This is a genomic window from Paenibacillus sp. FSL W8-0919, from assembly GCF_038003785.1.
Classification (GTDB): Bacteria; Bacillota; Bacilli; order Paenibacillales; family Paenibacillaceae; genus Paenibacillus_AQ; species Paenibacillus_AQ lactis.
In genome coordinates this window covers 2,122,000-2,135,381 of the sequence record NZ_JBBOPV010000001.1, presented here as the reverse complement: position 1 = coordinate 2,135,381, position 13,382 = coordinate 2,122,000, and the positions used below count along the sequence as shown (strand labels likewise).

Below are 13,382 nucleotides of genomic sequence, written 5' to 3'. Positions count from 1 at the left end.
TCAATCATTTACGGACTGAATCATTGACCGCATGAATGGTTCAGCGATGCTGCTCATACCGGTTGGCCCGGGTGATCGCCTGAACCCGCTGAACAACCTGCGGAGACAGCGGCTCCATCTCGCCGGCGGCTAGATTATGAAGCAGCTGATCCAGCGAGCTTGCTCCCGGGATCGTACAGGCCACAGCAGCATGGGATAATGCATATCGAATGGCGAGATGGGACACATCCATGCCGTCTGCATGCTCTTCCAGCTGCTTCAGCAGGCTCAAAAGCTCGTCCTTGCTGTAATCCAGATAGCCCTTCTCCGCCTTGGCTTCGCCGCTTCCCGACAAGATGCCTCGCGCAACCGGCCCCCGGGCGATAAGGGAGATGCCTTGCTCCTTCAGCAGATCCAGCACTTCTTCCTCAGGCCTCCGATCCAGAATGCTGTACTGGCTCATGACGCTCACGATATTCGAGCGTTTCGCATACTCCCGAATCACATTGGGGCGAATCGACGATATCCCGTAATAGCGGATAAGTCCTTCCTGCTTCAGCTCCTCGAACGCCTCGATCGTCTCATCGATCGGATCGTCGATCGTCCCTCCATGCAGCTGGTACAGGTCGATATAATCGGTTCCCAGCCTGTGCAGACTGTCCTTCACGGCCGACTTGATGTACGCCTTCGAGGGATCCCATACCCAGCCTTCCTGGCCGGGCACGCGCCGGTTCCCGACTTTGGTCGCGATGATGACATCGCTGCGCCGTCCGCGCACGGCCTTGCCGACCAATTCCTCATTTCGTCCTTCATCGTACAGATCGGCCGTATCGAGGAAGTTCACGCCCTGGTCCAGCGCCTCATGGATCAACTTAACAGCCTTTCCTTCCTCCGTACCCAGCGACATGCAGCCAAGACCAATTTCGCTTACCAGCAGCTCCGAAGAACCTAACCGATTGAATAACATGCTCCATTCCTCCTCATCATATATCCATCATGCTCTATTCTCATCCATTACTTACCCGATAATATCGCTCCAGATTTTAACGGCGGTGAGTGCAATCAAACCAGCCAGTGCATACCGGAGCAGTCGGACATTCAGTCTTCGGCTCACCATCGCGCCGATCGGTGCCCCGAGCAGGCTTCCCGCAACCGCGAACAGGGACGGCCACAGCGGAATGTCTCCCGAAGCCAATTTGCCGATCACCCCGCCGACGGCAGACAAAAACACGATGGCAAGCGAAGAGGCAATCGTGATCCTTGTCGGAATTTTCAGGACGGTCAGCATAATGGGAATCAAAATAAATGCCCCGCCCGCACCAACGATGCCTGCAATCCCTCCGACGAGAAATGCCGATCCCGAGGCGATCCACGGATTGAAGGTAACCTCCTGCACCGTTCGGCTCTCCATCGTCGCCCGCGTAGGAACGATCATGAGCAGAACCGCGATAACCGCCAGGAAACCATAAATCACATTGATGGCCGCGCTGCTCATGACCATGGAGGACAGGCTTCCGATTAAGCTTCCGACCAGCGTGCTGACACCCATCTGCAATACCAACGGCCGATGGATATAGGCCTCTCCTTTACGGGAGCTTACCCGGTTCGCCAGCATCCCTGACAAGGAAGCAAAGAAAACCTGCAGCATGCTGATCGCCGCCACTTCCTTGGAGGTAAACACTTCAAGGCCAAACCATTCAGGCATGTACAATAAAAGGGGGAAATTGATAATCGCCCCGCCGATCCCGAGAAGTCCCGAGAAGAAAGAGCCGATAAGGCCGATTAAGACCATAATGACGAGCTGCATGATCATGATGATCGATCTCCGTTCTATTAGATTGATTGACCACCTTCATATAGATGCCACGCCCCGCTCCGCCGTGGAGCCTATGCACGCGGTACGAAAATGAACAAATCTGGGCGCAGGTGGCTATTGAAAGTGCCCGGATCCTGATCTATAATTAAAACCAAGTATTTATATCGGAAATGTGGAGGTGTACAGGTGTGTTCAGTAAACTGAAAAATCTTTTTCAGGACCGCTGTCCGGATTGCGAACAGAGACTCGTTTCGCGCTATGACGACATGGCGCTGATTAAGCACTGCCCGGATCACCATTACACCGAAGAAATATATAATCAACTGGGCGTTACCATCGTGTACCACCCCAGTAAAGATAAATCGAGCCGGGGCGACTAAGGATCAGGGCGTTATTTCCCTTCCTCCATCTCCCGCCATGATCTTCCGGCCGCCCTCAGCATCAACAGCACCGCAGCTTGGGAAATCAGAACGGCTATAGCCAAGATGAACAGCCAAATGGCCATCATATCCTGGTCAATGTTCAAAGTGAACGGATAAGATGCAAGCCATAGCCCTTGTACGGTCATAAACCACCCAAGACAAACCCGAGCTCTACCGGCTATATTCAGCGAAGACTCACCCGAGAAACTCGACATGATCCCCTTACAGATCCCGTAAATAAGGAGCGTACTAAGCAGCATGTCCAATAATCGAAGGGATAGCTCTAAGATCGTAGGCGGCAGGCCGTTTAAGAAGCCTGTCCCCGGCTCCCCAACAATCATCCGGGCAATGGACCCGATCAGAAGCAGCAGGGCTGCTGCTCCTCCTGCCTGAAAGAAACGGCTCCTCTCGGAGAGCGTCCATAAGCCGGATGCAGCCAGCAGATAGCCGAGCGGGTCCGGCAGGAGGTCCAATCCCCCCACTCTCACATTGATCAATACTAGGAGGAGTCCCCAGGCGATACGGTAACAGGCGCTGCTCATAACGCTCCCCTTCTTTCCCGGACGTATTCCGTAATTTCCCGCTCCGTCGGTGAAGGGTAATAGGCAAAATGATGGACACTTTGCCAGGGTGCCCGATCGCCCTCGGCATACTCAAGCCGAAGGCGCAGCTGGTAAACCTGCATCCGCTTCGCAGGCGAGGACAGGTTAAACTTGTAAGCGACCTTGACGGAATCCCCTTGATTGAGCCGGACCGGCAGCGGAAGGTCAAGAATCGGGACACCCGATAGCTTGATTTCGGCTTCCGAGGGTGCTTCCGAACGGTGACTGACGCCCGGTGTCCGTTTTACGATGTCCGCATGCACCAGCAAATCCCCTTCCTCAACCATGCTCATATAAACTGAGGATAGACCGGTCAGATTGACCGGACGCCGGACTGCCAACCGATCATATCCGGAATGGTCCGAGGATCCTGCACCTGATGTCCATTGTATGGGATCATGGTCTCGATTTACATGATCCCTGGGCACAAGATGGATTTCTCCGATGTGCACCTTTTCCGATGATCCGTCACTATATAAGGCGGTTACTTGTCTAATGACTGCTGGCTCTTTTATTTCCGGAGGCTCTTGCCCCGAATCTGCGCTGTCGAAGCTCACGATCATTTTCCCTAATGACTGTTTTCGATATTCTGCATAATTAGGATAAGGACTCACCTGCAGCCCGGGATAGCCTTCAATATAAATGTCGATCAGCTTCCTTTCCAGCCGCTTGTCCTCCAAATAGTACAAGTCGAAGTAGTCGCCTGCTTCGGGGATGACCTCGATGTAATGCTCCAAGAATACGGTTCGCTCCAAGCGATTCGCTTGGTCATACCAAATGTTCCCGACCCAGCTTCCGGCAATCAACAGCATCGCCAGGAAATAATACCCCTTTCCCCGCATAGCTCTAAAATCTCCTTAACGTTCAGGTATGTATCCTTACCTATATTATCATGTAAATGTGAGAAGAAGGTTTGATCCATATAAAAATTTCATAAGGCTGGGCCGACCGCTCCCCCTCACCCAAATAAGAGAACCTCCAAATGGACAAACTATGGAAAACCTCATCCAAGGAAGGTGCATCCATGAACCCATCGCTGCAAGACGTAACGAATTGGTTTAACGGCAAGAGCAATCACACCCTGATGATTGAAAAGGAAGAGGAGCGGGATCGCGACCGGGTGCAGCTGCGTCTTGAGCGTTTTGACGTCAGCGAACACCATAACCAGTCGATCGACGGATACGGAGACAGCCGCTGCCTGCTCCTGCACGGACCGGGCGTCGTCATCACCGCCGGCCACGAAGCGCCGCTTCCGGGCGATAGCTTTGTCATCGGCCTTGACGATCTCACCGGAACGGAAGTCAGGGAGGATCAGGTCGTGCTGTTGACGGAGCGGGGCAAATACTCGATCACGACCGGGGCATCCCCGGATGTCCCGGGTACCCCGCAGTAGGCTGGTTCAGCCAACCTGACCACAAAAAAAACAGCCGGACCGGCAGATCCCCATGATCTGCCGGTTCTTCGGCTGCTTTTTGCTTTTGATGTTTAGTCGATGCAGTTTTCTTCAAGCCCATTCTTACTGCTGCCCGTACGATGTTCATCCTAAAGGCTCGAACGACGCGTCCTGTCTGGATAGGGTTAGGTTATACCCGCTTAAATCTCCACAAAAAGCTCTGGAAATCGCCATGCATCGGCGGTATGGCCAATCCGGCATGCATGAGGCGGTCGCCCCCGTAGACGGCGCCATCCTCAAGGCAGCGGTACTCCGCATCCGGATCCAGACCTCGCGTCCGCAAATAGCGGATCGGCTCATTCGCCTCGCTCAAAATCCGGAAATAGTACAGCACCGCTTCAGAGCGGTCTTCGGACACCACCGTCCATGCCGCTTCGTTTCCCTCGAACGGATTCCGCAGCCGGTAGAAATCGCCGAATTGAACCAAGTGGCGGATCTCCTTATACAGCTTCACCTGCTCCCGCACCTCGTTCTTTTCGTCCTCCGTAAAGGCCGTCAAATCCAGCTCATACCCGAAGTTGCCCGACATGGCAGCATGCCCCCGGGTCCGCAGGGAAGTATGCCGGTGTACCTGGTGATTCGGAACCGCGGACACATGCGCGCCCATCGAGCTCAGCGGATAAACCAGGCTTGTCCCGTACTGGATTTTCAGACGGCTGACCGCGTCGGAGTTATCGCTTGTCCACGTTTGCGGCATATAGTACAGCATCCCCGGGTCGAATCTTCCCCCGCCGCCCGAGCAGCTCTCGAACAGGATGTGCGGGAATTCCGATGTCAATTGCTCCAGCACGCGGTACAGCCCCAGCATGTACCGGTGGGCCGTTTCCCGCTGCCGCTCAGGCGGAAGCGCTGCAGAACCGATCTCCGTCATGTTCCGGTTCATGTCCCATTTCACGTACGTTATCGGGGCGCTCTTCAAAATGTCGCGCACCATGCCCGCAACGGCATCGCATACCTCTTCTCTGGAGAAATCGAGGATAAGCTGCCGTCTTCCTTCCGTTCTCCGGCGATCCGGCACATGCAGGCACCAATCCGGATGAAGGCGGTACAAGTCGCTGTCGGGCGACACCATTTCCGGCTCAAACCATAAGCCGAACTGCAGGTTCAGGTCGGTGACGCGCTGAACGAGATCCTCGAGACCGTCGGGCAGCTTGTTCCGATCCACCACCCAGTCGCCGAGCGAGGTGGTGTCGTCGTTGCGCTTGCCGAACCAGCCGTCGTCAAGCACAAACAGCTCAATCCCGAGGTTCCGGCCTTCCTTGGCGATTTGCTCGATTTTCTCGGCATTGAAGTTAAAGTACGTCGCTTCCCAGTTGTTCACCAGCACCGGACGGACGGCGTCACGGAAAGCGCCGCGGCACAGCCGGGTCCGGTACAGCTTGTGATATCGCCTGGACATCCCGCCAAGCCCCTCGGCCGAGAATACCATGACCGCCTCCGGCGTCTGGAAGGCCTGTCCCGGCTCCAGCAGCCAGGAGAAGTCGAAGGGGTTGAGGCCCATAACGACGCGGGTCGTCTCATATTGATCCACTTCAACCTGCGCCGCAAAGCTGCCGCTGTACACGAGGCTGAATCCGTAGACCTCTCCGTGCTCCTCGCCGGCATCGTCGGCGAGCAGCGCCAGAAACGGATTATGGTTATGGCTGCTCGCGCCCCGCCGGCTCTCGACCCCCTGCATTCCCGGCGACAGCCTTCTCCGCTCTACGTGCCGTTCTCTGGCCCATGCGCCGTGCAGGTGGAGCAGGTCGAATCGGTTGTGGCTGAAATCCACGCTCGCGCTCATCGCCCGCAGCAGCGTCATTGGCATGGCCCCTTCATTGCGGAATAATACGGAGCGGGCAATCGCATCGTAGCTTTTGATTACGGAGTAGGACACCGTAACGGACAAGCCGCTCACGCGGTCGACCAGCCGGAGCTCCAGCGTATCGGCTTCATCGTCCTGCTCGGTGTAAACCGCAGGCAGACCTTCAAGCTTCGGCTTGCCGCCGTATATCCGATGGCTTTCGTATTCGACCTCGGCCACCGTCGTTCCGTTGGGCAGCTGCACCTGATAGGCCGGCTGACGGAAATCGCCGCTCCCGTATCCCGGATATTCCTGAGGCAGGCTGTCAAACGAGAAGGAAGCGTCGTCCCGAAACGGCGACGGCGAGAAGGAAGCTCTCTCCCTCCGCGTAAGAAGCCCTTCCACCTGCGAATCGCGAAGCTTCGGTCCCCAATATACATGGGCGGGATATAAGCCGCGAACGAGCTGAATCACATAGCTCGAATGATCACTTTGGAGATGAAATACACCTTGCTCTTCATGAAAAAAGATACTCACTGCTTCTGCCTCCTTGCCAACGTCCGATTGTAATCTCCTGATCCTACAATTCGGATCCGTCCGCTGCTGGCCGCTCGAGTATCATGACGCCCCTTGCCGGGATCGTAACATGCCCCGTAACCGGCCGCTCGGTGAGGAGATCCGTTTGGTTGGCGGATCCTGCATCAAATGCCATCGCTTCGGCGTTGTGGTTCATGATGAACAACAAGGAAGTCCCCTCCTTCACCCGCTCCACAACCTCGATCCCTGCCGGTGTATCGAGCAGCGGTTTGATCCCCTGCTCTTCGCATACATTGCTCATAAAGCCCCGAAGGAACGCCGCATCCGGGCTGCTGGCAACGTAATAGGCCTGCCCCTTGCCGAACCGGTTTCTCGTTAGCACCGGGGTGCCCTGATAAAAATCGGTTCCGTACTCGGCCAGAACCTCCGCCGTTTCCGCATGGATGACATCGCACAAAATGCCGCAGGAATAACTTCCACGCAGCGGGCCCCAATCCTGCTTCATCACCATATGATTTTGCTGTTCCGGGAGCAGCGCGTCGGTCTCCTCCGCCCATATGCCCGTCACTTGGCGGAGCTTGCCGGGATAGCCGCCCAGCGTTACGAGGTCATGCTCATCGACGATCCCGCTAAAGAAGGTTGTGATAAAGGTTCCGCCGCTTGCCACGAAGCGCTCCACGCGCTCGGCGACACCCGGCTTCACCATATACAGAACAGGCGCTATCACGACATCGTACTTATCCAGGTCCTCCTCCACACCGATCACGTCCGTCTGGATATTCTGCTCGTACAAGGCGGCATAGTACTTATGGATTTCATCGACATAATTCAATTGCTTGGTCGGTCCGCTCGACAGCTCGATCGCCCAGCGGTTCTCCCAATCGTACAGGATCGCCACTCTGGCTCTGGAGCGCGCGTCGAGGATCCGGTCTCCAAGCTGCTGCAGCTCGCTTCCGAGCTCCGCGCATTCGCGGAACACCCGGGTATGCTCATGCCCCGCATGCTCGATCAGCGCGCCGTGAAATTTCTCGCACGCCCCGATGGAACGGCGCAGCTGAAAGAACATCACCGTATCGGCTCCATGCGCGACGGCCTGGTAGCTCCACAGCCGCATGACGCCCGGCCGTTTCGCCGAATTGTAAGGCGACCAGTTCTGAACGCTCGGCGTCTGCTCCATCAGCATGAACGGCTGCCCGCCTTTAAGGCCGCGCATCAGGTTATGGGACATCGCCGTGAAGCTGACCGGCGTATCGATGGCAGGGTAGTTGTCCCAGGAGACCACGTCCATGTGCTTCGCCCATTCGAAATAATCCAGCTCCGGATAAAATCCCATCAAGTTCGTCGTCACCGGAATCTCCGGTGTCACCAACTTGATCTCGTCCCGCTCCAGCCGGTAGCATTCCAGCAGGCTGTCCGATTGGAAGCGGCGGTAATCGAGCGAGATGCCCTGGAAGAACGTCCGGTTGCCGTCGAACTCCTCGCTGAGCACATTCGGCACGACGATCTCGTCCCAATCGTAGAAGGTATGGCCCCAAAAGCCGGTGTTCCATACCGCATTCAGCTTCTCCAGCGTCTCATAGCGTTTCTGCAGCCAGACGCGGAACTGCCGCTCGCAATTGTCGCAGTAGCAGTAGCCGCCGTATTCGTTCGATATATGCCAGATAACCAGTGCCGGATGATCCTTGTACCGCTCGGCCAGCTTGCGGGCCATGAGCGGAGCGTATTTGCGGTATGTCGGGCTGTTCGGGCACGAATTGTGCCGCCCACCGAATTTGCGCTTGCGGCCCTGGTAGTCGACGCGAAGCACATCCGGATATTTCTTGGCCATCCACGCCGGATGGGCTCCCGTGCTGGTTGCCAGACAGACCTTGATGCCTTCCGCCGCTAACCGGTCCATAATCTCGTCGAGCCAAGCAAAATCATAGCTTTCTTCATCACGCTGGCTTCGAGCCCAGGAAAACACATTGATGGTGGCGACATCGATTCCCGCCAGCGGAAACATCCGCATGTCCTCGTCCATCGTCGCTTTATCCCATTGCTCGGGATTGTAATCCCCGCCGTACCAGATTTTCGGAATTTTCGGATTGATCATAATCAGTGCCTCCATATGCAATCTGCTCCGCAATTCGCATTGTCGGAGCAGTTTCATTTTCTGACGTTTGGAATTATCGTTCGAACCAGTTTCTAGAGATAACGCCTTTATACCAGTAATAGCTGTCTTTTTTCGTGCGGACCAGCGTATCATAGTCCACGTGCACCAGACCGAAGCGCATGCCGTAGCCTTCCGCCCATTCGAAGTTGTCCATCAGCGACCATTCCATGTAGCCCTTCAGATTAATACCGTCTTCGATCGCGCGGCTGGCTTGAATCAGATGCATCGCGAGATAATCGATCCGCCGCTGGTCGTGAATGCGTCCGTCTTGCTCGAGGCCGTCGTTGTAACAGGCGCCATTCTCCGTAATATAGAGATTCGGGTTGCCGTACTTGTCGGCCGTGTAACGAAGCAGCTGATACAGCCCTTCCGCGTAAATCTCCCAGCCGATATCCGTCTTGGCCACGCCGAGCGACACCGCTTCGCTGGACAGCATTCCGCCTGCTTCGCCCGGATTATAGCGATTCATCGAGGACGTGTAATAATTAATGCCGATAAAATCGATCGGCTGACGGATAATGTCCATGTCTCCCGCCACGACCGGAGGTTGATATCCGAGCTTCTCATACCATTCCAGCATAAACTTCGGATACTCTCCGAAGTAGATCGGGTCGAGATACCAATCGCCGGACCAGCCGTTGATCCGGAGGCAGGCCTCGATATCCTTCTCCGTATTGCGGTATGGCACCGCCCAAGCCGTATTCGGCGCAATGCCGATCTCCCCCGGAATGCCAAGCTCCCTGAAGCGTTTAACCGCCTTGCCGTGAGCGACGAGGAGATGATGGCTGACGTCGATGGCCAGCTGCAAATCCTTGTTCCCCGGGGCGTGAACGCCAAGGTAGTTCGAGAGGAACGCCATGCACCACGGCTCATTAAACGTGATCCAGTGCTTGATTTTACCCTTGAACTCGTTAAACATTAGCTCCGCGTAATGGGCAAATGCGTCGATCGACCCGCGGCTTCCCCAGCCGCCCTCATCCTGCAGCGCCTGCGGCAAGTCCCAATGGTACAGCGTGCAGAACGGTTCGATGCCGTTCGCAAGAAGCGCGTCCACCAATCGGTGATAGTAATCGAGCCCGGCCCGGTTCACTTCGCCTCTTCCGCTTGGAAGCACGCGCGGCCAGGATACCGAGAAGCGGTACACCTTGACGCCGAGTTCCTTCAGCAGCTGCACATCCTCCTCCACCCGATGATAGCTGTCGCAGGCAACGTTGCCGTTGTCTCCGTTCTTGACCTTGCCCGGCGTATGGGCGAAGGTGTCCCAGATCGACATGCCCCGACCGTCTTCGTTATAAGCTCCTTCGATCTGATAAGAGGCCGTTGCTACGCCCCATTTGAAATCCTGGGGAAACTTGTGAATGCTCATCCTCCATCTCTCCCTCTTGCGCTTGGTTTTAATAAAAATGCACCGCTCCTGTGTCCCGCAAAGCCGGTCAGGAGAGCGGTGCATCTTGTTCATGCTTCAGACATTCAAACTCCTGATTGGGTTTACTGACTCAAACTATCCCATGAAGCCTGCATATCCTCAAGCATTTTTGTCACATCGGATTTGCCTGCAAAGTAGGCCTGCATCGAGTTCGCAAACTCTTGCGTTACGCCGTCAGGGAATTTCGGAGCCTGCTGCGGCAGCACTTTTCCGGCCTGCACATATTCCCATACCGACGCACCCAGGTCGCCCATATCCTCAGGGGTTGCTTCGATTGTGGACAAAGCCGGGATGAATTTGAACTTCTTCACGATGTACTCTTTCCCGATATCGGAAGTGACGAGCCAGTTCAGGAATACTTTCGCTTCTTCCTTTACCGGTGAGTTTTTGTTAATGACGAGGTTGGCCGGTACGCCGACGTTCAGCTTGTCGTTCTGTTCGGCATCCTCACCCATCGGCATCGGCAGGAAGCCCAGGTTCAGCTCCGGATTGATGGCGTCGATTTCCGTTTGGGACCAGTTGCCGTTTTGCATCATGGCCGCTTTTTCAGTTGCCAGCAAGGATACGGCGGTGTTGTAATCGGTCGTCAGCGGGTTTTTGTTGCCGTGATCCAGCGTCAGCTGCATCAGCTTAGCCCATGCTTCGAACTGCGGGTTGCCCGCGAATTTCTCCGTGCCGTCGCTCAAGCCTTTAATAAACGCGTCCGGATCGTTCTGCAGCGCGAATGCAGGGTTAATGCCCTGGTTGCCCAGCAGCCACCATTCCTGATAAGCGTTCGCGAACGGCGTTACGCCGATTGCTTCCAGCTTCTTCGCGGCATCCTCCAGCTGGGAGTAGGTTTTTGGAAGCTCGGTAATGCCTGCTTGCTCGAACAGATCTTTATTGTAGATATAGCCCCAGCCTTCAAGGTTCATCGGCATGCCATATACTTTGCCGTCTTTAGTCATCGGCTTCTTCGCCATATCGACCAGATCGGCTACCCATGGCTGATCGGACAAATCTTCGAGGTTGTCAAACCACATCTCCATCTCGGCATAACCGCCGTTGGAGAAAATGTCCGGTGCGTCGCCCGAAGCGAATTTTGTCTTCAGAGAAGCGCCATAGTCTGCACCGCCGCCGACCGTCTGAATGTCCAGCTTGATGTTCGGATGCTCTTTTTCGAATTCAACCTTCAGCTCATTCAGACCATCTACGATCTCGGTTTTGAATTGGAAGATCTTAACCGTTTTTACATCACCGGAAGCTGCATCGCTGTTGCCGCTTCCCTCTTCCGACGATTTGCCGCCGCAGGCCGCAAGGACCATCGAGAATGCCAGCAGCATGACCAGGGTCAATTTCATTTTTTTCATTGCGTGTTACCCCCTTGAGAAAATGTATATATAAAAGTTTGAGAAACCTAAATCACGGTGACTATCGTGCGGTGATGGCCATTCGCAAGCGGATCAGCCTTTGACGGAGCCGGCCGCGACGCCTTCGACAATATACTTCTGCAACGATAAGAAAAATATGATAATCGGCGTAATCCCGAGCACCAGTGCCGGCAGCGCCATATCCCACTGCTTGGAATACTGTCCGAAGAAGGCGAAGGTCGCCAGCGGAATGGTCCGCAGCTCCGGACTTTGCAGAATCAGGGACGGCAGCAGATAGTCGTTCCAGATCCACAAGCTGTTCAGGATGATGACCGTTACGAGCATCGGCTTCAGCATCGGGAGAATGATCCGGCCGAACACGCCGTAGGACGATGCCCCGTCTACCGTAGCCGCCTCTTCGATCTCCAGCGGAATCGATTTTACAAATCCGTGGAACAAGAAGATGGAGAGCGGAATGCCAAGCCCCAGGTAGGATAGAATCAGGCCGACCATGCTGTTATTGACGTTCAGCCATCCGACCACCTGCAGCAGCGGGATCATAATGGACTGGAACGGGATGACCATCGCGGATACGAAGATCATAAACACGATGCGGTTAAAGACCGTGTTCGCGCGGACCATCCGGTAGGCCGCCATCGCGCTGAGCAGCGCGATAATCAGATTGCTGATCACGGTAATGATCAGGGAATTCGTGAAGGCTTCCGGGAATCTCGTAAGCTCCCATGCCTTCGAATAGTTATCCCAGTGGAACATGCTCGGCCAATTGGCCGCGTTGACCATGATGTCGCCCAGCGACTTCACCGAGTTGACGAGCAGGAAGTAAAAGGGCGCTAAAAATAGGATGGCGATGATAAACATCACGACTTGCAGGATCAGGGCCGATGCCGATTGTGAGGATTTGGTCTTCATCAAGCTTCAACCTCCTTATTCTTCGTCAGGCGGACCTGAATGAGGGTGATGACGGCCACCACGATGAAGAAGATCAAGGATTTTGCCGTACCCAATCCATAACGGTTATTCAGGAAAGCTTCATTATACACGTTCATCGCAAGCGACTCGGTCGAGCCGTATGGTCCGCCCTTGGTCAGCGACAGGTTCAGGTCGAACATTTTGAAGGACCAGGATATCGCAAGGAACAGACAGACGGTTACGGCCGGCATAATCAGCGGCACCATAATATTTTTCAGCACCTGGAAGCGGTTCGCCCCGTCAATCTCGGCGGCTTCTAGCACTTCCTTCGACACGTTGGTGATGGAGGCAATGTAGATGATCATCAGATAGCCGGAAGACTGCCATACGAATACCAGAATGATTCCCCAGAATCCGGTAACCTCATCCCCCAGCCAAGGCAGCTGGAAAAACGCGAGACCGGTTACATCTCCAAGCGTCGCAAATCCTTTGATAAAAATGAACTGCCAAATGAAACCAAGCAGCAGACCGCCGATCACGTTCGGCATAAAGAAGATCGTCCGCAGGAAGTTCCGCCCTCTGATCTTCTTGGTCAGGAAGTAGGCCAGGAAAAATCCCACCAGATTGGTTAAAATGACGCCGACAATCGTAAACTTGGTTGTAAACCAAAAGGAGTCGGCAAACGCGCGGTCGCTCGTGAATATTTTGATGAAATTATCGAGTCCCACCCATTCGACATTGCCCGATACGCCGTTCCAATTCGTAAAGGAATAATACATTCCCATGACAAACGGGATTATGATCGTAATGCCGAAAAACAGCAGCGCGGGTCCAATATACACCAGCTGCTGCATCAGCGCAGCCGTTCTTTTGCTATACATGTAAATCCCCCTCCGCTTGTCCTATCGTTTCGTTTCTCTCTGATTCAATTAT

Annotated in this window: 12 protein-coding genes; 2 read left to right on the top strand and 10 right to left on the bottom strand. The window is 54.9% G+C overall.

Annotated features, from left to right (window positions below; all coding sequences use genetic code 11):
- Positions 1-40: 40 nt before the first annotated feature.
- On the bottom strand, positions 41-946 hold the full coding sequence (locus tag NST44_RS09270) for an aldo/keto reductase (protein ID WP_144878270.1): 906 nt from the start codon (positions 944-946) through the stop codon (positions 41-43).
- 51 nt (positions 947-997) lie between these two features.
- The gene (locus NST44_RS09265; protein ID WP_144872289.1) at positions 998-1,792 is read right to left on the bottom strand and encodes a sulfite exporter TauE/SafE family protein; all 795 of its coding nucleotides are present in this window, start codon (positions 1,790-1,792) and stop codon (positions 998-1,000) included.
- A gap of 191 nt (positions 1,793-1,983) precedes the next feature.
- Here NST44_RS09265 and NST44_RS09260 point away from each other — a divergent pair, with 191 nt between their 5' ends.
- Positions 1,984-2,175 (top strand): hypothetical protein, encoded by a 192-nt coding sequence (locus tag NST44_RS09260; RefSeq protein WP_007131720.1) that lies wholly within the window; start codon positions 1,984-1,986, stop codon positions 2,173-2,175.
- Positions 2,176-2,186: 11 nt separating this feature from the next.
- On the opposite strand, the gene NST44_RS09255 is transcribed toward NST44_RS09260, so the two are convergent.
- Both NST44_RS09255 and NST44_RS09250 read right to left on the bottom strand, forming a co-directional pair.
- Positions 2,187-2,759, bottom strand: coding sequence for a hypothetical protein (locus NST44_RS09255; protein WP_007131721.1), 573 nt, complete (start codon positions 2,757-2,759; stop codon positions 2,187-2,189).
- Entirely contained in the window at positions 2,756-3,661 is a 906-nt protein-coding gene (locus tag NST44_RS09250) for a hypothetical protein (protein WP_007131722.1), read from the bottom strand. The genes NST44_RS09255 and NST44_RS09250 overlap by 4 nt, the downstream gene beginning before the upstream one ends.
- 140 nt (positions 3,662-3,801) lie before the next feature.
- On the opposite strand from NST44_RS09250, the gene NST44_RS09245 reads away from it, so the two are divergent.
- Positions 3,802-4,212 (top strand): hypothetical protein, encoded by a 411-nt coding sequence (locus tag NST44_RS09245; protein WP_244152765.1) that lies wholly within the window; start codon positions 3,802-3,804, stop codon positions 4,210-4,212.
- Between the two features lie 190 nt (positions 4,213-4,402).
- Here the strand turns inward: NST44_RS09245 and NST44_RS09240 are convergent, their stop codons facing one another.
- From NST44_RS09240 to NST44_RS09215, 6 genes are all read right to left on the bottom strand, one after another.
- Positions 4,403-6,592 (bottom strand): alpha-galactosidase, encoded by a 2,190-nt coding sequence (locus NST44_RS09240; protein ID WP_007131724.1) that lies wholly within the window; start codon positions 6,590-6,592, stop codon positions 4,403-4,405.
- A gap of 43 nt (positions 6,593-6,635) precedes the next feature.
- Positions 6,636-8,684: a beta-galactosidase gene (locus tag NST44_RS09235; RefSeq protein ID WP_007131725.1), complete on the bottom strand. Its 2,049-nt coding sequence runs from the start codon at positions 8,682-8,684 to the stop codon at positions 6,636-6,638.
- Between the two features lie 73 nt (positions 8,685-8,757).
- Complete coding sequence (locus tag NST44_RS09230) at positions 8,758-10,110, bottom strand: GH1 family beta-glucosidase (RefSeq protein ID WP_007131726.1); 1,353 nt, start codon at positions 10,108-10,110, stop codon at positions 8,758-8,760.
- 122 nt (positions 10,111-10,232) lie between these two features.
- The gene (locus NST44_RS09225) at positions 10,233-11,519 is read right to left on the bottom strand and encodes an ABC transporter substrate-binding protein (protein ID WP_007131727.1); all 1,287 of its coding nucleotides are present in this window, start codon (positions 11,517-11,519) and stop codon (positions 10,233-10,235) included.
- A gap of 93 nt (positions 11,520-11,612) precedes the next feature.
- A complete protein-coding gene (locus NST44_RS09220; RefSeq protein WP_007131728.1) occupies positions 11,613-12,449 on the bottom strand; it encodes a carbohydrate ABC transporter permease in 837 nt (278 codons plus the stop codon).
- Positions 12,449-13,330 carry a carbohydrate ABC transporter permease gene (locus tag NST44_RS09215; protein ID WP_007131729.1) on the bottom strand — a complete coding sequence of 294 codons (882 nt, stop codon included), beginning with the start codon at positions 13,328-13,330 and terminating at the stop codon, positions 12,449-12,451. The genes NST44_RS09220 and NST44_RS09215 overlap by 1 nt, the downstream gene beginning before the upstream one ends.
- Positions 13,331-13,382 lie beyond the last annotated feature (52 nt).